A 25,772-nucleotide genomic window follows, 5' to 3' on the forward strand; every position below is an offset into this window, starting at 1 on the left:
ATGACACCTCGGTTTCAAGTATTCATTTCAGGAAGAGGACTGAACAGTTAGTATTACTTTCCCTGTACTTTTTCTACTTTCGACCCATTCATGTGCTTTCCCTGCATCTTGGAGTGGAAAAGATTTTGTAGCCTTGATTTGCAAACGTCCGTCACGCAAATAACGGAATACTTCATTTGCAGTTTCTTGGAGTAGTTCAGGACGTTTTTTTCGTGTAGTTCCAAAGCTAAAACCGAGTATAGAGCGGCAACTTGCGTGTAAATCTTTCGTTTGGAAATTGCCAATTTCACCACTAGCATTACCGAAATGAACGAGGCGACCGTAATAAGCAAGACATTTTAAACTTCTTTCCGAAACAGTTCCAGAAATAGAGTCTAAAATGATATTTACGCCTTCTCCATTTGTCAGCTCATTGACTTTCTCTACAAAATCTTCATCTTGATGATAAATAACATAATCAGCTCCAGCATCTAAAGCAATTTCTTTTTTTGCTTCACTTCCGACAGTACCTATAACTGTTCCAGCCCCTAATAGTTTTGCAAGTTGAATAGCTGTAGTACCAATTCCGCCAGCAACCGCATGAATGAGTACAGATTCACCTTGTTGAAGCCTTGCTACATTTGCGAGTAAATTATAGCTTGTGAAAGATACGATAGGGCATGATGCTGCAGTTTGAAAATCGACTTCATCAGGTAAAGCAAAAGTAAGGTTTTCGTTTGCGACAACGTATTCTGCGTAAGAGCCATTTTGAGGAAATGCAATGACACGCTGTCCAGGATAAATCTTTTTCACATGAGAACCGACACGTTCTACAATACCAGCGGCATCTATCCCTGGAATAAAGGGAAATGCTTTATTTCCTTTTTTGCCATATCGTGATTTAACATCGGCGAAATTAACACTCGTAGCAACAACACGAATTAAAACTTGATTTTCTGAAATAACCGGCATATCCACATCTGTATATTGCATCACTTCAGGACTACCGAACGACGTTACAACGATAGCTTTCATCATGTATCCTCCTAAATTTAACTATATAAATCATTTTAAAGCGTCATTAGAAATTGGAAAATTATATAATAGTTATGCAAGGTTATAAGTGAAGCTTATGAACTTATTGAATCATTATATTAATTTATATAAAAAATTTTAAAAATCGAACGAATTATGAATTACTTGCCAATATAAAGTGTAAGACAAAGGAGGGATGGTATATGAAGGGTGAAACAACGTATACAGATTTAATCCAATTAACTTTATCAGGAAATAAAGAAGCGTATAGTGAGTTGTATGATGTGACGATTCAAGAAGTTTATAAAACAGCACATTTTTTGATTGAAGATAAAACGGATGTAGATGATGTCGTTCAAGAAATATACATACAGCTATATGAATCGCTTCGTAAGTATGATAGCGAGAAGCCATTTCGTCCTTGGCTAATTGGACTTGCGATTAAACAAATTCACTCTTATAGAAGAAAGAGGTGGATGCGACTACGAATTGTAAAAAAAGCAGAAGAGCAAAGAAAACCAGTACAAATTGATTTTTCTAATGATCTTATAAGTAAAATATCAAACCAAAAACTAATCGAACTTATTCATAAATTACCGTATAAATTGAAACAAGTTATTATTTTAAGATACTTACACGATTACTCTCAAGAAGAAGTAGCACAAATATTACATATTCCAATAGGTACTGTGAAATCTAGAATTCACGCAGCATTAAAAAAACTACGTCAAAAAGAGCAAATAGAGGAAATCTTTTTAGGAGAGGTAGGGAATGTGAAATGAGTTTAGATTGTAGAGTTCGAGAATCTATACAAGAAGAAGCCAAGAGGATTGTTGCCCCGCCGGAGTTGAAAGAAAAAGTAATCGTTCAAATAAAAATGAATCGTGGTGGAAGTAAGAGGAAGAAACCCCTTATCGCAGGAGTACTTGCAGCAGCTCTTTTAATCCCGACGACTGGTTTTGCGTATCAATCTATTATGGCGGATGGTATATACGGATCTTTTGAGAATTTAAAAAAACATGCCGGAGCGATGACATTAGAAGCGTATATGCGTTTTAGTGCAAAATTATCAGAAGCGAAAGATGAAATGGGAGCGAAAGAATATGAAGAGTTTACAAAAGAATTAAAAAAATTAACAAATGCAAAGCTGGAGTACGGAGATTCGAACGGTAATATTGATTATGATCAATTATCATCAGAAAAAAGAGAAGAAATGAAAAAGGTAAGTATGGGCCTTCAACCATACTTTGATAAATTAAATGGTCATAAATCTAGTAAAGAAATATTAACACAAGAAGAGTTTGATTGCTATATGGAAGCTTTAATGACACATGAAATAGTACGAGTGAAGACAAAATCAACTGGTGGAATGAAAATAGAAGAAGTACCTGAGGCGTATAAAGAAAGATTTATTAAAGCGGAGCAGTTTATGGAGTATGTAGATGAAAAAGTGAGATAAGTAAAAAAGCTCATAGCTATAGCTGTGAGCTTTCTGTATTGAAACGGAAACATATTAACCACCTATTCCTTTTGCTAGCAACAGGAAATATGCAACTACTAGTATTATTCCATTTAATAATGTACCAACTATTCCGAATAACCATTTTTTGATGCTATCGCAAAAATAATGCCGAGTAATGAGAGGATACCTAGTATCGAAATAACTAAAGTTAAATTTGCATTAGGCCCTCTTAGAATAAAGAAAGAACATATGCTTGCGAGAAACATTAGACACGAGAATCCAAAAAATCTATACATAATAATTCTCCCTTGATTGAAATGTCTTTTGACTTAGTGCAAGATTTACTTTAGTTTAACATAAATTTCCTTTTATCGTGTATAGTGACTTTTACAAGTAATATTGCATTTATAAATAAACCGCTGAAACCAATGAGATTTAAGTATTGGTCATCAATTATATTTTTTAATAGTTGCATTGTCCGTTTGTATAAAACAATCTAATAGTGAGTAACCAGCTATTAAACTAATAATCGTAACAAAGGTTGTATTTATAAGAATAATATTAGCTAAGTAAGGTAGGTATTGGCCAACTGGTGAAAAGAGTAGAGCTGGAGAAAAGGAAATGAATAGCGTAGGCAACGTAATAGCGATAAACTTATCCGGTTGAAAGTTCCAGATTTTTTTACTCGTTTCGCGATTAATGGATTGAAGGAATCTTAATAAAATGCCAACGATAAGAGGGAAGAGTGTAAAGTAGAATAATCTTGGATATACGTTAAAGTTCACCTGCGCATCTGTATCTAAATAAAATTGAATTTTCACTCCGACAAATAATAATAAGACGATAAATAATGTGAAGCAGAGGTATAGCATCACTTTTTGCATTATATTCCACCATCCTTTACTAAAAATATATTCAAAGAAAAAAGAGATATACAATAACGACTGTTGTATATCTCTTTTTTTACTGCTAATTAATAGTAGAATTTGTTTTTTCTAGCTTAGTGAAATAATCAATAATGCCCATCGCGCTAATTTCTATATCTAGATGTAAAATGTTATAAACGGAATGATCTGATGGGACGTTTAATTTTGTAAGATGAGAAGAGATTTTATCCATCAATAATGTTTGTAATGCTTTAGTAGCCTCATCGAAATCATTATATTTTTCAAAGACCTCTTTACCAGTATGAACGAAAATAGGTAACCAATGTTCTAGTTGGTTATATACTTCTGTAACATTGGACGATGCGCCGTAATGGCCGAAATAAATAGTATCTACATTCATACTTTGAATATGATTTTTAGAAGCAATCATCGCATCTGGTTGGAATTGTGAAGGGGACGTTGATGGTAGATACAGTTCTACACCAAGGTCTGCAAGTTCTCTATAATAAATTCCAATTGTATCGCCAGTAAAAATGCCGTTTGTTAATGAATCGTGAATGCTAATATGGTGCTTCGCATGTCCCGGTGTATCATAAAATGTAAGGATGCGGTCTTCTGCAATTTTTAACGTATCACCATGTTGTACAATATGAACACGTTCTTCTTCAATTGGAAGAATTGGGTCAAAAAGTTTATCGAAATCTTCTTTGTACACAGCTTTTGCACCTAAAATAAGTTTTGTTGGATCAATCATATGACGAGCCCCGCGCGAATGTACATATAAAGTAGCGTTTGGACACTTTTCCATCATTAGCCCAGCTGCGCCGGCGTGATCTAAATGAACATGTGTAACGATAATGTTTTTAACATCATTTAAATCAATATGTAATTGTTGTAAGCCGTCTAAAATATAGGGAAGAGAAGGGGCTGCACAAGTTTCAATTAAAGTAATATCGTCACCTAATAAAACGTACGTACCTGTTCGTTCATTATGTTGTAAATCAAAATCATCAATAAGATATAGGCGAGAAGATAATTGCTCTACTTTTTTCATCTTTACCACTCCTTCTATACGATATATAACTATTATACGCTAAAAATACAAAAAGGCAGAAAACGAAAGCTTCGTCTTCTGCCTTTTTGTAATGTTGTTAATTCGTTTGTTCTTTATTGATAGACATAACGAACAGTCCAACAATGCCGCCAACTAATGGAAGCATAATCTCTCCTGCTAAATTAAAGTAGGAGCTTAAGAATAAACCATTTACATCGATTACCCAGCCAATAACATACAATAACATCATATATAGTACGAAATAAAACTCGCGATTTGAAATCGTTTCATGTTGTGCAGTTTTCATAATGAACACCATCCTTTTCTATAATAATAGAATATAAACTGTCACATTTTGTTTACATTTCAATTGTAAAACTTTCCATTATAAAAGTCTAGTAGTTTGTGTCGAATTTTTGAACGGAAATAAAGCGCTTTCATTTTAGCGTGTAAGTACGTAATAAGAGCTGTATATTTACGAATGTAGTATAGTATAAACATAGAATGATGGTGTAGAGAGGGGTAGGAGCAATGACAGTTTATGATTTTTCTGCTAATACGATAACAGGAGAAGATAAATCGTTAAAAGATTACGAGGGAAAAGCGCTTCTTATTGTAAATGTGGCTAGTAAATGCGGGTTTACACCGCAATATAAAGGATTACAAGAAGTATATGATAAATATAAAGACCGAGGATTAGAAATACTCGGTTTCCCTTGTAACCAATTCGGAGGACAAGAACCAGGAACAGAAGCAGACATTACAAGCTTTTGTGAATTAAACTACGGTGTAAACTTCCCTATGTTTGCAAAGATTGATGTAAAAGGTGATAAGGCTCATCCTCTGTATACATACATGACAGAACAAGCACCAGGTTTACTCGGTATGAAATCAGTAAAATGGAACTTTACAAAATTTCTAATTGGAAAAGACGGAAAAGTAGTAGGACGTTTTGCACCGCAAACGAAGCCTGTGGATTTAGAGGTTGAGATTGAGAAGGTACTTGGAGAATAACTAGGATTTTCACTTTATTTAAAAAACGCCTCAAAGAACAATGTAGTTCTTTGAGGCGTTTTCTTTAAACTCACATTATAAAGATTAAATCACTGTATTGAATTCAGTTGATTTAGGCGGAGAAGCTGCTTTTGTCATAAGCACTTCCCATAAGTGTACGGATTTCTTCCATTCGGATGCGGCCTGTCCTTTTTGATACATAGCATTCTCATAACTGAAAGTAAGTTGTTGCATATCAGTCGAGTTGTAAAGTGTATCGATATGGAGAGCATATTCTCGGAATGTTTGACTTTTTCCTCGTCGTATACCAATTCTTGCAAATTGTTTTAAAAGTGCATCGTAAGCTTTTGTATAAACAGCATCGTCTTTTCGATATTTATAGAAAAGAATAATAAAAAATGTAATCCACTTCATTCTAGTGGTGAAGAGAATGTATCCTATAATACTAATCGGTACCGTAGAGATGAATACGTACCACCAAGAAAATCCATTTTTAGAATTTGGAATCTTTTTAGTAGAAGATTCTTCTGTATCTTCTATTAAACTTTTGAGCTTTGCTTCATTGTTTCGTTGTTGTATTGGTTCGTTATTAGAATTATATGCTTCGTTATTTTGTAAAGTAGGAGCAGGAGTATTATTTGTAAAATTATAGGGATTGGTAAATCCTTTTGTTGGTTCGAATGGAATCCATCCGTATCCTGGGAAATATACTTCGACCCAAGAGTGTGCGTTATCGTTCGCGATTTTATAAACATCTTCACCTTCTGCACCAACAAGTGTATTATCCAGAGTTCCTTCTGTATAACCTTTTACCCAGCGAGCAGGAATCCCGGCAGAACGAAGTAACACAATCATAGATGTCGAAAAATTATTACAGTAGCCGCTTTTTGTATCGAAAAGGAATTGATCAACATAATCTTGGTTTTTGGCAGGGAATGAGACATTCGTTGTTTCATATACAAAAGAATGGTCGGTGAAATAGTTTTCAATAGCTAATACTTTATCATATCGATTGACTTTATCATTTGTTAGATTAACAGCTAAGTCCCTTACTCGCTCTGGTAATGATTCGGGAAGTTGGGTGTACTTTGTCATAAAATAAGGACTTGTTTCATGACCTTCATTTGTTTTTACAGCTTTCAAGTTTTCTATGGAAAACTCCGGGATTTCATATGTTACTTTATATGAATTCAAAGTAGTAGAAGAGTCTCCGTCCATCGTATAGATTTTTTCTGAAAATGGGTCAACATTGTATGATACATCAGAAGAAGCTTCAACTGATACTAATCCTGCTGGATAGGTAAGGTGAGGGTAACTTTTTTGCATGGTGATTGTTGCCTTAGTTGTCTCCTTTTTTGTATTTTGTTCGTACCAGCTCACGACGTCGTTTTTATTTTTAAAAGAAACCTTCTTTTGATTTTCAGAAACTTCCCAGCCTTTTCCGGTATAAAAATCTTTCGTTTCTACTCTCCAATATTGTTTGTTTTGCGCTTGTGCTGTGAAAACAATTGTAGGATCCGCCTTAAAAGGACCACCTAATTTTGAGTCATCTAAACCATATCCAATTTTAGAAAATTCTTGCTTTTTACTTGCTTCAGATGTGTTGAATTTTAAAAAATCTATTGGGTTTGGCCATTGAGGGCCAAATTTTGGAGCAAAGTATGCGATGGTTGCTGACAATACAATAAATATTGTAAGAGGTCTAAGTAATTTTGAGATTTCTCTAGCATAATTTTGTAAGTGTTCACTCTCTTTTATTCGTTCTATGTGAAGAAGACTAAGCATAAAAAAGCCGCTGACAAGAGTACGAATAATGGCGTAGTTTGCATTGTATAAATGTAAGTTATGAAAAATTATGATATAAATAATAGTCAATATAAGAAATAACAATCCACGCTTTTTATGAATTATCCAAAAAGAGATGAAAGCACTCAAAAACCAAAATGATAGAAAAAATAAAACTGTTGGAAAAACAGGAGAAATATCTAGCAAATTCCCTTGGAAAAACAGGGAGGAATTTCGAGAAATATCAGTGAAAAAATTCGTTAGCCAAGATGGATTTATAAAAGAATTTTTATAATACAGGAAATGAGTGATGAATAACATCGTAACGATTTTTATTGGAATCTGCCCTCTTGCTTGAAAAAAAGAGAGAGTGAAGCAAATTCCTATAAATATTACAAAAATATCTAATCTACCTACGTTTGTAATACCTATAAGGGGTCTTAGCCATTCTAGTAAAAGTAGAAATGCACATACATGCATGAAGAATCTACTCATATCCCATTTGTATTTTGTTTGTAATGTTGTCATTTGCTCACCTCAAAAACCACATTTGTATATCGGTTTTCATAAACCACATTTACAAATATTTTTCGTTTTTGTAGAGTTTCTAAAATACTTAGTTCTCGATGTGAGAGTTGATTCGGTTTTTCTTTCACGACAAAAACTAGTAATTTTCTATTTTGTATAGCGGCATAGTCAGCCGTTTTTTGAATATCAGGAGAAAGATCGCTTGTCACAAGTAGTATCGTTACGGGCTCATAAACTTTTTTTAATTCCATCTCTACACTCTGAGAGAGCGGGAATACACTGTCTGCTTGTACTTTCGCTAAATGACAAAAGATTTGTTGCAACTGGCTATCTCCATTGTCTAAAGGAAAAAAAGTACGTTCTTTTCCGACAGAAAAGAATGACGCTGGTGAATTTTGCTTCAAGACAGCCCTCACAATAGAGGCAGTAAACGTTACGACTGATTCGAATAGAGGAGACTCGGTTCTGTCCATAAATATCATAATATTATGGCTGCGCTGTTGCTCAAATTCTTTCGTCATAATGTTGTTCGTTCGTGCAGTTGCTTTCCAATCAATCCACGAAAAGCGGTCACCAGGTTTATATTCTCTGACACCGACAGAGACTGTAGAGTTTTTTGCTAAATTGAGATTTGCAGAAAACGCTCCTTGTTCGAAATGATTTTCCAATTGTCGATATGTTATATCTACATACTGCGGATAGACTAAATATGTATCTGGAACTGACAAAGTTACTTCTTTCTCCATCATGCCGAATAAATCACCAGTTTTGATACGTACGCTTGAAAAAGTGTGTTCTCCTCTAGGGATTTTGTCAATAACATATTGAAAAGAAATATTTCGTTTTAATCCCGGAAAAAGTATTGCCTTATTCAACTTTGTTTGTCTACAACTTGTAAAGTGTGGTGGCAGTTCATCTTCTATAACTAAATAAAGTAAAGGGAAAGGAAATTTTCTTTTTATTGTAATGGTGCTTACAAATGGTTCTCCAGCTACATAATCGTTTTGATTTGTTATTCTTTTTACTTCAGCGCCCCGTAAAGCGTAGAAGGGAAGTAATAGTAAATAAAGGCCGATAGGAATCATACTGTAAAACAGAAACCAACTTACAAATCCACCTTGAAGCATAGCGTATATAAATGTTAAGACTAGGCATAAAGGGATTAGTAATAACTTCGTAACGTGATATAGTGCTCGTAGCATGCGTTTCATCAAAGGTTCATCGTCCTTTGAGTCGGCACGGCAGTTCGTGCAACGATTTTTGAAATAACTTGTTCTCCTGTAATTCCTTCAAATTTTGCTTCCATTTTTAGAATAAGTCTGTGAGCTAACACGTAAGGAGCTAAAAATTTAACATCGTCTGGAATAACATAATTTCTGCCATGGATGAATGCATAAGCCTGTGAAGCTTTCATTAAAGCAATTGAGCCACGTGGACTTGCGCCTAGTTGTATAGAACTATAAGAACGAGTCTGACTAACAAGCTTTACAATGTAATGCTTGATTGCTTTGTCCATACTTACTTCCCGTACGCTTTGTTGTAAATAAAGTAATTCTTCTATTGTAGTAATGGCCTGTAATTGAGAGAGTGGATTTGTTTTTTCCATCCGGTTTAAAATTTCAAATTCTTCTTCTGGTGTAGGATATCCCATTTTTAGTTTCAATAAGAATCGATCGAGCTGAGCTTCTGGTAGAGAGTATGTTCCTTCATATTCGACCGGATTTTGTGTAGCCATTACAAAGAACGGCTTTGGTAACGCTCTAGTAATACCATCGATTGTGATATTGCCTTCTTCCATACATTCAAGTAAAGCAGATTGTGTCTTAGGAGATGTACGATTAATTTCATCAGCAAGTACAAAGTTCCCCATAATTGGTCCAGGCTTAAATTCAAATTGGAGCTCTTTTGGATTATAAATAGAAACACCTGTGACATCTGACGGCAGTAAATCAGGTGTGAATTGAATTCGCTTGTAATCAGCATCAATGGATTTAGAAAGAGTACGTGCTAGCATTGTTTTCCCGACACCGGGAACATCTTCTAATAGTACATGACCTTCAGCTAAGAGAGCTGTCAAAGCTAAGATCGTTTCTTTTCGTTTTCCGACCATTAACTTTTCAATATTGTTAATTATTTTTTCTATAATGGGATGTAATGAATCAAGCTGTGGCATAGAAATCCTCCTAATTGTATTATCGTTTTTTAATTTATTTAGTGGAAAATAGAACGTGTCCCTCTATTTGCGAGTAGTAAACTTTTACCTTTAATTCTGAGAATATTCAGATTATTTATTTTGATTACATCTAGTATAATTGTTTCCGTAACTAAGGGCAATATGGTAAATAATGATTTGTATTTTTATGTAAAATATGTATTGATATAAACTAGTATTGTCAGTAAAACATAGAAGAGGGGAAGGAAAGATTGACCTTAATGGGGAAAATAAATTGCGTAGGAAACCCTACGCGTAAAGTTTGGAACATATATTAATACGCCTTGTGATTAAAATGTATATGAATAAAAAATACAGTCGACTTCATGTGGAGGCTAGCCACTTAAATTATTAGAATACTTTATTTTTCTCTTTTATAATACTTTTCGTTTATCTAACCAAATATGAATTAATTCTACTAATTCCATTGTTTCAATCTCACAATATTCTCCTTTACCGTCTTCGGCTAAATTGTCTAACACAGTAGTTGTATCGTTCCGAATTTCTAAACCGCAAATGTTGCCATTTACTACTACATAATTTTTTTCTCCGTTCAAAACACTATGTATTTCTTCTAAAATCCAATCTCCAAAAGCTGAAACTTCAATTCCTAAAAAAGTTTCAACAAGTTTAATTTCTTGAGGAAGTCTCATAACGAAATCTCTACTGTTAAGTACTTCAAAACTATATGGATATTTCATGACTATTTTACTCCTTTATTTCTGGCTTGAGTGACTCTATTTACTTCGCCATTAATCTCATAAGCTCTATTAAGGTAATAAGTTCTTATACTATCATCACTCTTTTCCTACTTAAATTATAGTAAAAGTAGATTGTTATTAAACTTATCTATCCAATATTTCTCTGCTGTAGGAATGAATTTAGTGAAATCTTCATATGTACCAATCCAATCTTTTGGTACATAGTTTTCGTATGATGCCGGTTCTGGAAACATTGAATATAGTATTTTATTATCAAAGTTAATTAATAAGACGGGACTAAAATCTAATAGATCTTCTCCTGCATGTTTACTTTTAATATTTTCAAGTAATAAATAAGTTAATTCCTCTTTAGTTACATTATATTTATTGATTCTTAGTAAAAATACTTCTACATTTTCATTATTTAATACTTGTATTCCATTTCTTTCTCCCGGTTCCTCATTATCTTCAATACTTACACCTAAATTTTTATATGCATTACCTAATTTAATATAATCTAAAAACCATAGTTCTTTATCTGTTACATACCATTTAAACTCATTTTTATATATAACGGCTACTATAATGTTTTCTGCATAAAGCGGTTCTAATAGCATAATATCCTCCTTTTATTATTATCTTAAAATTCCGTTATTTTTTGGTGTATTCTTCTATTCATTCAATCCAAGTTGCTAACAATTCATATAGATTTCCTGGCGTTTTTTGTTCAACTATTTTCAGGATAGTTGCCCTTGGTATGGTGAATTTAAAGTATTGTATTTTCATTTGTTAATTCATCTAACGATTTAGGCATATCAAATTTAACAACTCCCAAATTACTTCCTCTATTATATGAAAAAATTTTGCATATCTGTACTTCATCTTAAACTTTGCTAGAAGCAAGGAAGTAATTTAACAGTCAGTGAAGGATGTGAACCCTCCACAATGATTAGATTTTCACTTTTATATATTTTTTCCGGAATTTTTGACAATCTCTTGAACTGTGCGAAATGTCACATCTGTATTTTACAACCTCTCTTATAGTAAGGGTATGTAAGAGAGACGTATTAAAGGAGTGGACAGTATGAAGAAGAAACCTTCAGCACTAATGAGACGTTTAAAATATTTTTCGCCAATAGATCGTTATAACGATAATCATACACAAGAAACATATGAAGATCGCGAATGGGAAAATGTGTACAGAAAGCGTTGGCAACATGATAAAGTAATCCGTTCTACACATGGCGTGAACTGTACTGGTTCATGTAGTTGGAACATTTATGTGAAAGATGGAATTGTAACTTGGGAAGGGCAGGAGCTTAACTATCCAACAACAGGTCCAGATATGCCTGATTTTGAACCACGAGGATGTCCACGTGGAGCAAGTTTTTCTTGGTACATCTATAGTCCACTTCGTGTGAAATATCCGTATGTACGTGGTGTTCTTTGGAGTATGTGGCAAGAAGAACTACAAAATAACGAATCACCACTAGACGCTTGGAAAAGTATTGTAGAAAACCCTGAAAAAGCACGCAAATATAAGCAGGCACGTGGTAAAGGGGGATTCGTTCGTGCGAATTGGGATGAAGTATTACAACTCGTTTCAGCTTCTTTACTTTACACAGTAATGAAATACGGTCCAGACCGAAATGTTGGTTTTTCACCAATTCCAGCTATGTCGATGTTAAGTCATGCTGCTGGTAGCCGCTTTATGCAACTTATGGGCGGACCGATGCTTAGCTTCTATGATTGGTACGCTGATTTACCACCAGCTTCTCCGCAAATTTGGGGTGATCAAACAGATGTACCAGAAAGTAGTGACTGGTATAACTCTGGTTACATTATGACATGGGGTTCAAATGTACCGATGACAAGAACACCAGATGCACACTTTTTAGCGGAGGTTCGATATAAAGGAACGAAAGTCGTTTCAGTAAGTCCTGATTTCGCTGAGTCAACAAAGTTTGCGGATGATTGGATTAGTGTGAAACAAGGTACAGACGGTGCACTTGCGATGGCAATGGGGCACGTGATCTTACAAGAATTCTACGTAGATAATCAAGTGGAATACTTCACAAAGTATGCGAAGCAATATACTGATTTTCCTTTCTTCGTTACATTGAAACAAAAAGGAGACCAATTCGTTGCGGATCGATTCTTAAATGCTTCTGATATTGGACGTGAAACAAAGTTAGGAGAATGGAAACCTGTACTATGGAACGAAAACACGAATGATTTTGCAACACCTCACGGCACAATGGGGTCACGTTGGGATAACGAAAAGAAATGGAACTTACGTTTAGAGGATGAAGAAACAGGCGAAAAGATTGATCCACGTCTTTCTTTACTTGGAATGGAAGATAATGTTGGAACTGTGCAAATTCCGTACTTCTCCGATGATGGAAACAAAGTATTAGAACGTACGATTCCAGTGAAAAAAGTTATGACAGAAGAAGGCGAAGTGTTTGTTACAACTGTATACGACTTAACGTTAGCAAATTACGGCGTGAACCGAGGACTTGGCGGACAAGAGCCAAAAGACTTCAATGATGATATGCCGTTTACACCTGCATGGCAAGAGAAAATGACAGGAGTGAAACGAGAGCTTATTATTCAAATCGCTCGTGAGTTCGCACAAAATGCTGTTGATACAAATGGTCGCTCGATGATTATTGTGGGAGCTGGCATTAACCACTGGTTTAACTCTGATACGATTTATCGTGCCGTTTTAAATCTTGTTCTTCTCGTGGGGGCACAAGGTGTAAACGGCGGAGGTTGGGCACATTATGTTGGCCAAGAAAAGTTACGACCAGCAGAAGGATGGCAAACGATTGCGATGGCAAAAGATTGGCAAGGGCCACCAAAATTACAAAATGGTACATCTTTCTTCTATTTCGTAACAGACCAATGGCGTTATGAAGATACACCTGTTGGCCATTTAGCATCACCAATTGAAGGTAATTCACGTTATCAACATCACGGTGATTATAACGTATTAGCAGCACGACTCGGCTGGTTACCTTCTTATCCGACATTCGAGAAAAATGGGATTGAATTATATAAAGAAGCTGTTGCCGCTGGTGCAAAAACGCAAGAAGAAATCGGGAAATATGTTGCACAAAAATTAAAAGAAAAAGAACTGAAATTTGCGATTGAAGATCCAGATAATAAAAATAACTTCCCTCGCAACTTATTCGTATGGCGTGCAAACTTAATTTCAAGTTCCGGTAAAGGACACGAATATTTCTTAAAACATTTATTAGGTACAACAAACGGATTAATGAATGATGATAGTGATTCAATACGACCAGAAGAAATTAAGTGGCATGAGGACGCACCAGAAGGGAAGCTTGATCTACTTATTAATTTAGATTTCCGCATGGCTGGAACAGCACTTTATTCTGATATCGTTTTACCAGCTTCAACTTGGTATGAAAAACACGATTTAAGCAGTACAGATATGCATCCATTTGTACATCCGTTTAATCCGGCAATCGGTTCACCATGGGAAGCACGTTCTGACTGGGATATTTTCACTTCTCTTTCTAAAGCTGTGTCAGATTTAGCGGAGAAAATCAATCTTGAACCAATGAAAGAAGTTGTTGCAACACCACTTCTTCACGATACACCGCAAGAATTAGCGCAACCACTTGGGAAGATTAAAGATTGGAGCAAAGGTGAGTGTGAACCAATACCAGGTAAAACAATGCCACAAATTCATGTTGTCGAAAGGGATTATAAAACGATTTATGACAAAATGACAGCACTTGGACCGAATGCCGGGAAACAACCGATTGGTACAAAAGGGATCTCTTGGTCAGCAGAAAAAGAGTATGAGCAATTAAAGAGCAAATTAGGAGTTGTTCGAACAGATTCTATTGCGAAAGGTTGCCCAGACATAAAAGAAGCAATCAATGCTGCTGAGGCGGTTTTAACACTTTCTTCTACAACAAACGGTCATATGGCTGTAAAAGCATGGGAAGCCCTTGAAAAACAAACGGATTTAAAACTACGTGATTTAGCAGAAGAACGTGAAGAAGAATGCTTCACTTTTGAACAAATTACAGCACAACCGAAAACAGTAATCACTTCTCCAGCCTTCACAGGTTCTGAAAAAGGTGGACGACGTTATTCGCCATTTACAACAAATGTGGAACGCCTTATCCCTTGGAGAACGATAACGGGTCGACAATCTTTCTACTTAGATCATGACATGATGAAAGAATTCGGTGAAACGATGGCAACATTTAAACCAATTCTGCAACATAAACCGTTCCGTAAATCACGTCCCGAAGTAGAAGGAAAAGAAATTACACTAAACTATTTAACACCGCATAATAAGTGGTCGATTCATAGTATGTATTTCGATTCATTACCGATGTTAACGCTGTTTAGAGGTGGTCCAACTGTTTGGATGAATAAAGATGATGCGAATGAAGCTGGCGTTGCAGATAATGATTGGATCGAGTGCTTTAACCGTAACGGTGTTGTTGTAGCACGTGCTGTCGTAACGCACCGTATACCGAGAGGAATGGCATTTATGCACCACGCACAAGATCGCCACATTAACGTGCCTGGTACGAAATTAACAAGCACCCGCGGGGGAACGCATAATAGTCCAACCCGTATTCATGTTAAACCAACACATATGATTGGTGGATATGGCCAATTAAGCTATGGATTTAACTACTATGGTCCGACTGGGAACCAGCGTGACTTAAATGTCGTAATCCGTAAACTGAAGGAGGTAGATTGGCTTGAAGATTAAAGCACAAGTCGGAATGGTAATGAACCTAGATAAATGCATCGGCTGCCATACTTGTAGCGTAACATGCAAAAACACCTGGACAAATCGTCCAGGTGCTGAATATATGTACTTCAATAACGTAGAAACGAAACCTGGTATTGGTTATCCGAAGCAATGGGAAGATCAAGAGAAATATAAAGGCGGCTGGGAATTAAAAAATGGTGAAATTCAGCTAAAATCCGGTTCGAAAATGAAACGCCTTATGAATATTTTCCATAATCCAGATCAACCAACAATCGATGATTACTTTGAACCTTGGAACTATGATTATGAAACGTTAACAAATAGTCCGCAGCGTAAGCATCAGCCAGTTGCTCGTCCGAAATCAGCAATTACAGGAGAATTTATCGACAAAATTGAATGGGGTCCAAACTGGGAAGATGATTTAGCTGGTGGACATATAACAGGATTGCAAGATCCGAACGTAAAGAAAATGGAAGAAGAAATTAAAACAGATTTTGAGAATGTCTTTATGATGTATTTACCACGCATATGCGAACATTGTATGAATCCATCTTGCGTATCATCTTGTCCATCTGGTGCGATGTATAAACGTGAAGAAGATGGGATTGTTCTTGTGGATCAAAACGCATGTCGGGCATGGAGATTCTGCGTATCATCTTGTCCATATAAAAAAGTGTACTTTAACTGGCAAACGAATAAAGCTGAGAAATGTACAATGTGTTTCCCGCGTATTGAAGCTGGTATGCCAACAATTTGTTCGGAAACATGTGTAGGACGTATTCGATATATTGGGGTAATGCTATATGATGCTGATAAAGTAAAAGAAGCAGCTTCTGTTGAAGATGAAAAAGATTTATATGAATCTCAGCTTACTGTTTTCCTAGATCCAAATGATCCTGAAGTAGCAGCTGAAGCGAAAAAACAAGGCATTCCTGAAGAATGGATTAAAGCGGCACAACAGTCGCCAATCTATAAAATGATTATCGATTGGAAAATTGCCCTACCTCTTCATCCAGAGTATCGTACAATGCCAATGGTTTGGTATATACCGCCACTTAGTCCAATTATGAACATGGTGGAAGGGAAAGGAAGCAACTGGCAAGCAGAAGAGATTTTCCCTGCTATTGATAATATGCGTATTCCAATTCAATATTTAGCGAATTTACTCACTGCAGGAGATGAATCACATATTCGACTTACATTGAAAAAAATGGCTGTTATGCGAACACATATGAGAGCATTGCAAATTAATAAAGAACCAAATGAAGCTGTATTAAAAGAACTTGGCTTAACAAAACAGGATGTAGAAGATATGTATCGTCTTCTTGCCATCGCAAAATATAAAGATCGCTTTGTCATCCCAACGTCTCACCGTGAACAAGTTGCAGATTTATATAGTGAACAAGGAAGCTGTGGTTTATCATTCGCAGGTGGTCCAGGTTCTTGTATGACAATTTCTTAAATAAAGGGGGCAGAAAAATATGAAACAAAGTTTACAAACTGCTTTTTCATGTTCTTCATTCCTTCTCTCCTACCCGGAACTCGGGTGGAGAGAAGCTGTAACTGAATTGCAAGAAGAGGTTGCAGTAATTGAACAGGCAGATGTTAAATCTTCACTTACAGCATTTGTAAAACAAGCACTGGATAAAACGAATGATCAACTCATTGATAGTTACGTATATACATTCGATTTTGGTAAAAAGACAAATATGTATCTTACTTATATGAACACTGGTGAACAAAGAGAAAGAGGTATTGAATTACTAGAGCTAAAACAGCATTATAAAAAATCTGGTTTTGAAGTAACAGATAAAGAACTACCTGATTATTTACCACTTTTGCTTGAGTTTTTTGCAAATGCAAATGAGCAAGACAGTGAACCGATTATGAGTAAATACAAAGAGAATATACAAGCATTACACGTTCAGTTAAAAGAAGCAGGAAGTATGTATGAGCCAATTCTTGCGGCTGTACTACTCGCTATCGATACATGGGGTGTACAGACAAATTAGAAAGGAGAGTTGTCGAAATGATGGATCAATTTCTATGGGTATTGTTTCCCTATATCATTTTTGCAATCTTTATCGGTGGACATATTTTTAGATACAACTATGATCAATTTGGATGGACATCAAAATCTAGTGAACTATTAGAAAAGAAAATGCTCCGAATCGGAAGTCTATTATTCCACTTTGGGATCATGTTCGTAATTGGCGGCCATGTTATGGGGATTTTAATTCCAGAGGCTGTATACCGCTCAATAGGTATTTCAGAGCATATGTACCATGTAGTAGCAATTAGTTTCGGGCTTCCAGCAGGTGTTGCTTCTATCATCGGTTTAATTATACTAACGTACCGCCGTGTAACAGTAAAACGTATCATTGCAACGAGTACAAAAGGAGATTATATTGCGCTTATTTTATTACTTATCGTAATGTTAGCAGGACTTTCTTCAACGTTTTTAAATATCGACTCAAAAGGATTTGATTATCGTACAACGATCGGTCCTTGGTTCCGAAGTCTCTTTCTTTTTCAACCGAAAGTTGAATATATGATGGAAGTACCGGTGTGGTTTAAAATTCATATTCTTGCAGGAATGGGGCTTTTCGCAGTATGGCCATTTACAAGATTGGTACATGTATTTAGTGCCCCAATTAAATACTTAAGCCGTAGTTATGTAATTTACAGAAGACGTATTCCAAATGAATTGAAAAAATAATTTAGTTTTATATGTTTAGTAATTTATAAGGAAAGCCGAGACCTAATTGGAGACCTCGGCTTTCCTTATAGGTATAAGTATCTAAATAAGATGCTAATCAATACTACAAACAGAGGCAGAGCAATCTTCACATGCAATTGCACATTTTAAAAATTGTAAATCGTGGATTGTTATCTTTCCTTTATGAATAGAAATTGTACCTTGCTTTTTTAATTCATTTAACATCCGATTTACACTTTCACGTGAAGTTGCACAGAAATTAGCAAGTTCTTGATTTGTTAATGGTAAATCGATGAGAATACCATTTTCCTTTAACACACCATAACTATTTGTCATTCGTATGAGAGTAGAATACAGGGCACCTTTTTTGCCGTGTAATACTAAATCTCGGAACTTCGTTTGCATTCTTCTTAGATGTTCACTAATCCATTTCATAAATTCAAATACAAGTGCGGGTTTTTGGAGTAATGCTTTTTCTAAGGTTTCACGCTTTATTACTCCTACTTCAACATCTTCAAGGCATTTTGAATTTAATAAATACTTCGCATTGTCCGTGAATAATGTTAATTCTCCAATAATGTCGTATGCCGAACAAATACGGAGTGTTAATTCTTGCCCGTCAGCACTTAGTTTACTAATTTGTACTTTTCCTGAGTGGATGATATAGAGTTCTGTTGCTTCCATACCTTCTTGAAAAATAAAACTCCCCTTTTTAATCTGCATTTTATATTCAACAGATGCAAGTAATTCCTTTAAATCTTGAGATAATGTCATACTGTTTGCCACAGCAATCACCTTTCTTCTTATAAGCAATACATTTCCTATTTTGAGTGTAAATATGCTGAAAATGCAAGAGCTATTTTAAAAATAAAGTAAAATTTCAATGACCGTAAGGAGGAGAGACTGAAGATGTGAACAAAATTCGAACGGATTTGTGAAGATTTTTTGAATGGGGAAAGTGATGTGAGAAATGTCACATTGAATATGTAGCTTCTTTTTTATAATAAAGGCAAATAAAAAAATTGAAAGCTTACTAAGGATCGCGGTAGAAAAGAAGGGATATAGATGCACGAGAAAATGAAAGATTCATTAAAGCGGCCACTTCAAGATTTACGCATTTCAGTTATTGATCGTTGTAATTTTAGGTGCACATATTGTATGCCTGCTGAAGTGTTCGGACCTGATTACGCTTTTTTACAGGAAGAGTTTTTATTAACGTTCGATGAAATAGAAAGACTAGCACGATTATTTATAAGTATGGGAGTCGATAAAATTAGGCTTACTGGCGGCGAACCGTTATTGCGTAAAGATTTACCGCAGTTAATTGCAAGACTTGCAAAGATAGGAGGCTTAAAAGATATTGGGCTCACAACAAACGGAATTCATTTAGCAAAACAAGCTAAGGCGCTAAAAGTTGCGGGATTAAAACGCGTAAATATTAGTTTAGATGCAATAGAGGATCATGTTTTCAAAAAAATAAATGGCCGAAATGTAAGCACAAAACCTGTATTAAAAGGAATTGAAGCAGCGAAGGCAGCTGGATTAGAAGTGAAAGTAAATATGGTCGTAAAAAAAGGAATGAATGATAGTCAAATTCTTCCTATGGCTCAGTATTTTAAAGAACAAGAAATACAGTTACGTTTCATTGAGTTTATGGATGTTGGCAGTACGAACGGATGGAACTTTGAACAAGTCATTACGAAGGAACAATTAATAGAGAAAATTAATCATGTATATCCGATTGAGCCCGCCCAGCCTCGTTACTTTGGAGAAGTAGCGAAAGTGTATCGATATGTAGGAAGCGATGCCGAAGTTGGATTTATTACTTCAGTATCTGAGTCATTTTGTTCTTCTTGTACGAGAGCTCGTATTTCGGCAGACGGTAAGTTTTATACGTGCTTATTTGGAGAAAAAGGAACGGATTTGCGAACTCTTCTTCGAAAAAATATTTCGGATGCCTCACTACTAAAAATTCTCCAACATACATGGGAGTTTAGAACAGATCGATATTCAGATGAAAGAACTGCTGAAAGTACAAATAAACGTCCAAAAGTTGAAATGTCCTACATTGGTGGATAATGAAAGGAGGATTCCTTATGAAGGAGCGTTATTCAAGGCAAGTTTTATTTTCTGGAATTGGTGAAATAGGACAAAGAAAAATAAGAGAAAAGCATGTGCTCCTAATTGGTGCGGGGGCATTAGGGGCTGCAAATGCAGAAGCGCTCGTTAGGATGGGAATTGGGAAATTGACAATTGCTGACCGTGACTACGTAGAATGGAGTAATTTACAGCGGCAACAGTTATATACAGAAGAAGATGCAAAGCAGTGTAAACCAAAAGCAATTGCAGCGGCAGAACATTTAAGAAAGATTAATTCTGAAGTGGAAATTGAACCAATTGTAACGGATGTCACAATGCAAGAAATAGAAGAGTTAACAAAAGAAGTGGATCTCATATTAGATGCGACTGACAATTTTGATACGCGTCTACTTATAAATGACATTTCACATAAAGAAAGTATACCTTGGATATACGGTGGGTGCATTGGAAGTTACGGTGTAACGTATACAATTCTTCCAGGGAAAACACCTTGTTTTCGCTGCTTAATGGATCATCCAATGGGTGGTGCAACATGCGATACAGCAGGGATCATTCAGCCAGCTGTACAAATGGTTGTTGCTCATCAAGTAACAGAGGCGATGAAAATATTGGTGGACGATTATAAGGCGCTACGAGGAACAATGTTATCATTTGATATTTGGAGTAATCAATATCTCTCATTAAAAGTAAATAGACAGAAGAAAAGCACATGTCCATCTTGCGGAAATGCACGTACGTACCCAAGTTTAACATTTGAATCACAGATGAAAACGGAAGTGCTATGCGGCCGGAATACAGTTCAAATCCGTCCAGGAATAAAGGGAGTTCTAAATTTAAACGACATTCAAAAACGATTACAAAAAAGTGTACATGTCCAAAAAACGCCGTACTTATTAACGTTTCTAATTGATGAATATCGTTTCGTTTTATTTGCAGACGGTAGGGCATTTATTCATGGAACAAATGATGTGAAAATAGCAAAACGATTATATGCAAAATATATAGGATGAATATAGAGAAAGAGTCCCCTTATTAAAACGAGGTGAAAAAGGAATGTTACAAACACGTATACCAGTTTCAGTGGCAGAAGCAGTTGCACGAGTAATGAAATACGCTCATCAAGGTGAAATAGAAGAGGTTTCTCTTATAGAAAGTTACGGAAGAATTCTTGGAGAAGATGTTATTGCAGATCATGATATCCCTCATTTTAATCGCTCTCCATACGACGGGTTTGCGATTCGAGCAGAAGATACAAAAGAAGCAAGTAGCAGTAATCCCATTCTGTTTGAAGTGATTGGTGAAATTGGAGCAGGTTTTGTTTTTACAGAAGAAGTGAAAGCATTTCAAGCTGTCCGTATTATGACAGGAGCCGCAATTCCGAAAGGGTGTAATGCGGTTGTTATGTTAGAGCTAACGGAAGGATTTGAAGAAAAAGAAAAGACGTATATGAAATTAAAACGCTCCTTCGCCGCCGGTGATAACATTTCTTTTAAAGGAGAAGATGTAAAACAAAATAGCATCCTTGTGAAAAAAGGGACTGTTATTAATCCTGGAGTGGCAGCACTTCTTGCTACGTTTGGTTATAGTGCAGTACATGTTGTAAAACAGCCGGTTATTGGAATTGTAACGACAGGAAGCGAACTGCTTGAAGTACATGAACAATTAAAGCCAGGGAAGATTCGAAATAGTAACTCCTATATGATAGCTGCACAAATTGAACGAGCGGGCGGAGTTGTACAGTATTATGGACAATTCGCTGACGATTTTGAGACGTGTTATAACACTGTGAAAAAAGCGATAAAAGAAGTCGATATTTTAATTACAACTGGTGGCGTTTCGGTAGGAGACTATGACTATTTACCTGCTATTTATGAGAGATTACAAGCTAATGTACTTTTCAATAAAATAGCAATGCGACCAGGAAGTGTGACAACTGTAGCTGAGTTAGAAGGAAAACTATTATTTGGTCTATCTGGTAATCCTTCAGCTTGTTATGTCGGATGTGAATTATATGTTCGACCAGTCATTGGAACATACTTGCATAGAAAAGATCCGCACGTATATCGTGCAGAGGCAATTTTACAGAAAGACTTTCCGAAAGCAAATCCGTTTACTCGGTTTGTAAGAGGGAGAGTAGAGATTGTAGATGGTCAATTACAAGTTACACCAGTTGGTTTAGATAAATCTAGCGCAATTTCTTCCCTTGCAGAAGCGAATACATTTATCGTTCTACCGGGAGGGACGAGAGGATTTGAAGCAGGGATAACTGTTTCGGTATTATTATTGGAATCGAACATGGGAAGTGAGTGGCCATGGAAAGAACCACTTCGATCATACAAGTAATAGAAAAATAGATTGCTAACTTATACGAAGATAAGAGGTGCAAAATGACACATACGTATTATGAAGTAATTGATACACCTATTTCAATTGAAGTAGTTACAAACAAAGTAATTCGGCGTGAGTGTGGTGCGGTTACTACTTTTATTGGCACTGTTAGAGAATTTACGAAAGGCCGTCGTACGCTTTATTTAGAGTATGTAGCTTATAAAACAATGGCGGAGAAACAGCTTGAGAGAATTGGTACCGAAGTAGGGGAGAAATGGCCTGGAACATATGTGGCAATTACACATCGCATTGGTACATTACAAATTTCTGATTTGGCTGTTGTCGTTGCTGTTGCTACACCACATCGGAAAGCGGCCTATGAAGCAAATGAATATATTATGAAGCGTATAAAACAAATTGTTCCGATTTGGAAAAAAGAGTTTTGGGAAGATGGAGAGTCATGGATAGGCGATCAGTTAGAGAAAACAGAATATGGTAATGGTGAGCCTGGAAAGGAGATGAGAATATGATTGAAGTACTATTATTTGCACATTTGCAAGAAGCAAGTAAGCCGTCCTTGCACATAGATTGTGAAAACATTACGGTTGCTGAACTAAAGGAAGTTCTCATAAAGAAATACAACGTAGTGATTTCAAGTGAGATAATGGTCGCTATAAATGAAGAGTATGCAAATGAGGGTGACATCATTCAAACTGGCGATGTCGTAGCAATGATTCCGCCAGTAAGTGGTGGTTGATTCTTTTCAGCCTAATCATGTAAGTACGTGATTAGGCTGGAGGGAATGAATATAACTATGCATACATAGGAGGGAACAGGATGAAAAGTCCTAATTTTCAATTAAGTTTACAAACTTCCAATCTAGTTATCGGTTTTATGGTGTGGGTTATTTTATCATCATTAATGCCCTATATTAAAGCGGATATCCCATTAACTGCGGGACAAATTTCTATGGTAACAGCAGTACCGGTTATTTTAGGTTCTGTTCTTCGCATTCCAATTGGTTATTGGACAAATCGTTTCGGAGCAAGAAAATTATTCTTTATTAGTTTTATTCTATTATTATTTCCTGTCTTTTATATTAGTGTTGCCAATTCTATGATGGATTTAATTATTGGTGGATTATTTGTAGGAATCGGTGGTGCTGTATTCTCTGTAGGAGTAACTTCTTTACCAAAATACTTTCCGAAAGAGAGTCACGGTTTTGTAAATGGTATTTACGGTGTCGGTAACGCTGGAACAGCAATTACTTCATTTTTAGCACCAGTTATCGCAACTTCAGTTGGCTGGAGAACGACAGTACAATGTTATTTAGTTTTACTTGCAGCGTTTGCACTTATGAACTTTTTATTAGGTGATCGTAAGGAGAAAAAGGTGAATACACCATTAATGGAACAAATAAAAGGTGTATATAAAAATGAAAAACTTTGGTTTTTATGTATCTTTTACTTTTTAACATTCGGATCATTTGTCGCATTTACAGTATACTTACCAAACTTCTTAGTATCTCACTTCGGCTTAGATAAAGTAGATGCAGGTATGCGGACAGCAGGATTCATCGTATTAGCAACAATTATGCGTCCGATTGGTGGTTGGCTCGGTGATAAGTTTAATCCATTTAAAATATTAATCTTCGTATTTATCGGTTTAACACTTTCAGGTATTATTTTATCATTTATGCCTAGTATGAACGTGTATACATTTGGTTGCCTACTAGTCGCATTTTGTGCAGGTATCGGTAATGGTACAATCTTCAAACTCGTTCCAATGTATTTCTCAGAACAAGCTGGTATTGTAAATGGCCTCGTTTCAGCTTTAGGCGGACTAGGAGGTTTCTTCCCGCCTCTAATTTTAACTTTACTATTCCAACTAACAGGTCATTATGCAATTGGATTTATGGCATTATCAGAAGTTGCACTTGCTTGTTTAATCATTACAGTATGGATGTATAGCCAAGAGAAACTGTTAGTGATGTTAAAGAATCATTAATAAAGAAAAAGAGCCGTCCCAAAGTATTTTGGGATGGTTCTTTTAGTAATAGGTTTCAACATGTTTTTATTGCTATCTCAACAAACGCTTGTTTTCTAAAAGAATGTGGTTTTAAAATGAAAAACAGAAGGCTTATGGGATTTTATGTTAAAATATAGATGTCAGAAGTTATTCAATTAAAGGGCTGGTTAGTTAAAGGAATCTTAAAATTCTTCCAAAGATCGAACTAATTTTTAGAATATAAACATTTAATTGGATCGGGGGTGTTTAGATGAAAAAACTATATAAGTCCACTAAAGATAAACAAGTATCAGGTGTATTAGGTGGCTTAAGCGACAAGTATGGAATTGATGTAAGTATCCTTCGTATAGTAACTGCATTATCAGCCTTTTTTACTAGTGGATTAACAGTGTTAATTTATATAATAGCTGCAATTGTTTTGCCTACAGATAAAGAAATTAAGAGATAAATGTATGAACTTAAATCTAATTCTACAATCGAGAACTCAGTTTTTTGTTTATTGAAAGTTTCCAAAGTAAAAGCAACAGTACGATTGTTATAAGACTGAAATGAACAAACGAAAAATCCTCATAAAACATTCGGAATATATCGAGAACGAAAATATTAACTTTTGAATTAAACGATGACTATTGATCACTAACGAATCGATAAATAGTCGCTCCTTTCTAAAGGTTATCTATTAATCTATATAAAAATATAATATATATTAATATTACAAAGTTTTAACAACATATGACTGTATTTATAACAAGAAAAACTTCATATTTTTAGGGCCAGATTTTTTGGTAAGGCTAATGGATATTGTGAAAAAGTACACTTAAAATAAAGAATAAAGTTTAGGTCGATAAGATAAAATTATGAATTTGTATAAATAATCCATAATTTTCTTTATGAGTCATATTTGATATGTTAAAGAAAAGAGAGGGAGGGAAATTGTGAAAGCTATTGATTTGGTCGTGGCAAATTAGATGTTGAGAATGCCTTAAAGTTGATTTATGAAGTGAACCCAGATGCACTTATGTTTGGAACAGATTTACCATCTACAAGAGCAAAAATACCTTTTGAGTATGGAGATGTCAAATTAATTCAACAGCTATTTGATGAACAAGCTACTGAAAACATTCTGTGTACGAATGCTTTCAAATGGTATTTTAGGTAGCGTCAGGGGC

General features: G+C 35.5%; 24 protein-coding genes and 2 pseudogenes. 15 read left to right on the forward strand and 11 right to left on the reverse strand.

Translation table 11 applies throughout. The features are described from left to right. Nucleotides 1–27: 27 nt before the first annotated feature. Nucleotides 28–1,014, reverse strand: a complete 987-nt coding sequence (locus ACQVV1_RS19160) for a quinone oxidoreductase family protein (protein WP_242251710.1) — start codon at nt 1,012–1,014, stop codon at nt 28–30. A gap of 203 nt (nt 1,015–1,217) precedes the next feature. On the opposite strand from ACQVV1_RS19160, the gene ACQVV1_RS19165 reads away from it, so the two are divergent. Then, nucleotides 1,218–1,796 carry a sigma-70 family RNA polymerase sigma factor gene (locus ACQVV1_RS19165; RefSeq protein WP_063222720.1) on the forward strand — a complete coding sequence of 193 codons (579 nt, stop codon included), beginning with the start codon at nt 1,218–1,220 and terminating at the stop codon, nt 1,794–1,796. After that, a complete protein-coding gene (locus tag ACQVV1_RS19170; protein WP_242251711.1) occupies nt 1,793–2,473 on the forward strand; it encodes a DUF3600 domain-containing protein in 681 nt (226 codons plus the stop codon). Before ACQVV1_RS19165 ends, ACQVV1_RS19170 begins: the two co-directional genes overlap by 4 nt. A gap of 54 nt (nt 2,474–2,527) precedes the next feature. Here ACQVV1_RS19170 and ACQVV1_RS19175 read toward each other — a convergent pair. From ACQVV1_RS19175 to ACQVV1_RS19190, 4 genes and pseudogenes are all read right to left on the reverse strand, one after another. Beyond that, nucleotides 2,528–2,772, reverse strand: a pseudogene (locus tag ACQVV1_RS19175) (hypothetical protein). Between the two features lie 153 nt (nt 2,773–2,925). Beyond that, nucleotides 2,926–3,360 (reverse strand): hypothetical protein, encoded by a 435-nt coding sequence (locus ACQVV1_RS19180; protein ID WP_242251712.1) that lies wholly within the window; start codon nt 3,358–3,360, stop codon nt 2,926–2,928. An 85-nt stretch (nt 3,361–3,445) separates the two neighbouring features. Further along, the gene (locus ACQVV1_RS19185; RefSeq protein ID WP_242251713.1) at nt 3,446–4,417 is read right to left on the reverse strand and encodes an MBL fold metallo-hydrolase; all 972 of its coding nucleotides are present in this window, start codon (nt 4,415–4,417) and stop codon (nt 3,446–3,448) included. 97 nt (nt 4,418–4,514) lie between these two features. Beyond that, a complete protein-coding gene (locus tag ACQVV1_RS19190) occupies nt 4,515–4,724 on the reverse strand; it encodes a DUF3925 family protein (protein WP_063222715.1) in 210 nt (69 codons plus the stop codon). A 224-nt stretch (nt 4,725–4,948) separates the two neighbouring features. On the opposite strand from ACQVV1_RS19190, the gene bsaA reads away from it, so the two are divergent. Further along, the gene (gene bsaA, locus ACQVV1_RS19195; RefSeq protein WP_242251714.1) at nt 4,949–5,431 is read left to right on the forward strand and encodes a glutathione peroxidase; all 483 of its coding nucleotides are present in this window, start codon (nt 4,949–4,951) and stop codon (nt 5,429–5,431) included. Between the two features lie 84 nt (nt 5,432–5,515). On the opposite strand, the gene ACQVV1_RS19200 is transcribed toward bsaA, so the two are convergent. From ACQVV1_RS19200 to ACQVV1_RS19220, 5 genes are all read right to left on the reverse strand, one after another. Next, entirely contained in the window at nt 5,516–7,744 is a 2,229-nt protein-coding gene (locus tag ACQVV1_RS19200; protein WP_242251716.1) for a transglutaminase TgpA family protein, read from the reverse strand. After that, on the reverse strand, nt 7,741–8,955 hold the full coding sequence (locus tag ACQVV1_RS19205) for a DUF58 domain-containing protein (RefSeq protein WP_242251718.1): 1,215 nt from the start codon (nt 8,953–8,955) through the stop codon (nt 7,741–7,743). The genes ACQVV1_RS19200 and ACQVV1_RS19205 overlap by 4 nt, the downstream gene beginning before the upstream one ends. Further along, nucleotides 8,955–9,917, reverse strand: a complete 963-nt coding sequence (locus ACQVV1_RS19210) for an AAA family ATPase (RefSeq protein WP_098555923.1) — start codon at nt 9,915–9,917, stop codon at nt 8,955–8,957. The genes ACQVV1_RS19205 and ACQVV1_RS19210 overlap by 1 nt, the downstream gene beginning before the upstream one ends. A 413-nt stretch (nt 9,918–10,330) precedes the next feature. Further along, nucleotides 10,331–10,657 (reverse strand): hypothetical protein, encoded by a 327-nt coding sequence (locus ACQVV1_RS19215; RefSeq protein ID WP_242251720.1) that lies wholly within the window; start codon nt 10,655–10,657, stop codon nt 10,331–10,333. Nucleotides 10,658–10,773: 116 nt separating this feature from the next. Then, complete coding sequence (locus ACQVV1_RS19220; RefSeq protein WP_063222710.1) at nt 10,774–11,274, reverse strand: hypothetical protein; 501 nt, start codon at nt 11,272–11,274, stop codon at nt 10,774–10,776. A 467-nt stretch (nt 11,275–11,741) separates the two neighbouring features. On the opposite strand from ACQVV1_RS19220, the gene ACQVV1_RS19225 reads away from it, so the two are divergent. Genes ACQVV1_RS19225 through narI form a run of 4 tightly spaced genes read left to right on the forward strand, consistent with a single transcriptional unit; the run spans nt 11,742 to nt 18,147 of the window. Then, complete coding sequence (locus tag ACQVV1_RS19225) at nt 11,742–15,425, forward strand: nitrate reductase subunit alpha (RefSeq protein WP_242251723.1); 3,684 nt, start codon at nt 11,742–11,744, stop codon at nt 15,423–15,425. Continuing rightward, nucleotides 15,415–16,890 carry a nitrate reductase subunit beta gene (narH, locus tag ACQVV1_RS19230; protein WP_242251724.1) on the forward strand — a complete coding sequence of 492 codons (1,476 nt, stop codon included), beginning with the start codon at nt 15,415–15,417 and terminating at the stop codon, nt 16,888–16,890. The genes ACQVV1_RS19225 and narH overlap by 11 nt, the downstream gene beginning before the upstream one ends. Nucleotides 16,891–16,909: 19 nt before the next feature. After that, nucleotides 16,910–17,440, forward strand: coding sequence for a nitrate reductase molybdenum cofactor assembly chaperone (gene narJ / locus ACQVV1_RS19235; protein WP_242251725.1), 531 nt, complete (start codon nt 16,910–16,912; stop codon nt 17,438–17,440). Between the two features lie 17 nt (nt 17,441–17,457). Beyond that, nucleotides 17,458–18,147: a respiratory nitrate reductase subunit gamma gene (gene narI / locus ACQVV1_RS19240; protein ID WP_097949674.1), complete on the forward strand. Its 690-nt coding sequence runs from the start codon at nt 17,458–17,460 to the stop codon at nt 18,145–18,147. A gap of 93 nt (nt 18,148–18,240) precedes the next feature. Here narI and ACQVV1_RS19245 read toward each other — a convergent pair whose 3' ends face one another. Then, complete coding sequence (locus ACQVV1_RS19245) at nt 18,241–18,933, reverse strand: Crp/Fnr family transcriptional regulator (protein WP_097949673.1); 693 nt, start codon at nt 18,931–18,933, stop codon at nt 18,241–18,243. A 279-nt stretch (nt 18,934–19,212) separates the two neighbouring features. Here ACQVV1_RS19245 and moaA point away from each other — a divergent pair, with 279 nt between their 5' ends. The 8 genes and pseudogenes from moaA to ACQVV1_RS19285 form a co-directional block, all read left to right on the forward strand. Further along, complete coding sequence (gene moaA, locus ACQVV1_RS19250; protein WP_242251726.1) at nt 19,213–20,226, forward strand: GTP 3',8-cyclase MoaA; 1,014 nt, start codon at nt 19,213–19,215, stop codon at nt 20,224–20,226. Between the two features lie 17 nt (nt 20,227–20,243). Further along, the gene (locus ACQVV1_RS19255; protein ID WP_242251727.1) at nt 20,244–21,257 is read left to right on the forward strand and encodes a molybdopterin-synthase adenylyltransferase MoeB; all 1,014 of its coding nucleotides are present in this window, start codon (nt 20,244–20,246) and stop codon (nt 21,255–21,257) included. Between the two features lie 43 nt (nt 21,258–21,300). Then, a complete protein-coding gene (locus tag ACQVV1_RS19260) occupies nt 21,301–22,590 on the forward strand; it encodes a molybdopterin molybdotransferase MoeA (RefSeq protein WP_242251728.1) in 1,290 nt (429 codons plus the stop codon). A gap of 44 nt (nt 22,591–22,634) precedes the next feature. Then, on the forward strand, nt 22,635–23,105 hold the full coding sequence (locus ACQVV1_RS19265) for a molybdenum cofactor biosynthesis protein MoaE (RefSeq protein ID WP_098198684.1): 471 nt from the start codon (nt 22,635–22,637) through the stop codon (nt 23,103–23,105). Then, nucleotides 23,102–23,332, forward strand: a complete 231-nt coding sequence (moaD, locus tag ACQVV1_RS19270; RefSeq protein WP_063222701.1) for a molybdopterin converting factor subunit 1 — start codon at nt 23,102–23,104, stop codon at nt 23,330–23,332. Before ACQVV1_RS19265 ends, moaD begins: the two co-directional genes overlap by 4 nt. An 80-nt stretch (nt 23,333–23,412) precedes the next feature. Further along, nucleotides 23,413–24,582 carry a nitrate transporter NarK gene (gene narK / locus ACQVV1_RS19275; protein ID WP_063222700.1) on the forward strand — a complete coding sequence of 390 codons (1,170 nt, stop codon included), beginning with the start codon at nt 23,413–23,415 and terminating at the stop codon, nt 24,580–24,582. Between the two features lie 271 nt (nt 24,583–24,853). Continuing rightward, complete coding sequence (locus tag ACQVV1_RS19280; RefSeq protein ID WP_097949668.1) at nt 24,854–25,051, forward strand: PspC domain-containing protein; 198 nt, start codon at nt 24,854–24,856, stop codon at nt 25,049–25,051. Between the two features lie 501 nt (nt 25,052–25,552). After that, nucleotides 25,553–25,762 (forward strand): annotated as a pseudogene (locus ACQVV1_RS19285) (amidohydrolase family protein); the annotation flags it as partial. Between the last annotated feature and the right edge of the window lie 10 nt (nt 25,763–25,772).

The organism is Bacillus basilensis (assembly GCF_050630465.1).
In the GTDB taxonomy this organism is placed as follows: domain Bacteria; phylum Bacillota; class Bacilli; order Bacillales; family Bacillaceae_G; genus Bacillus_A; species Bacillus_A basilensis.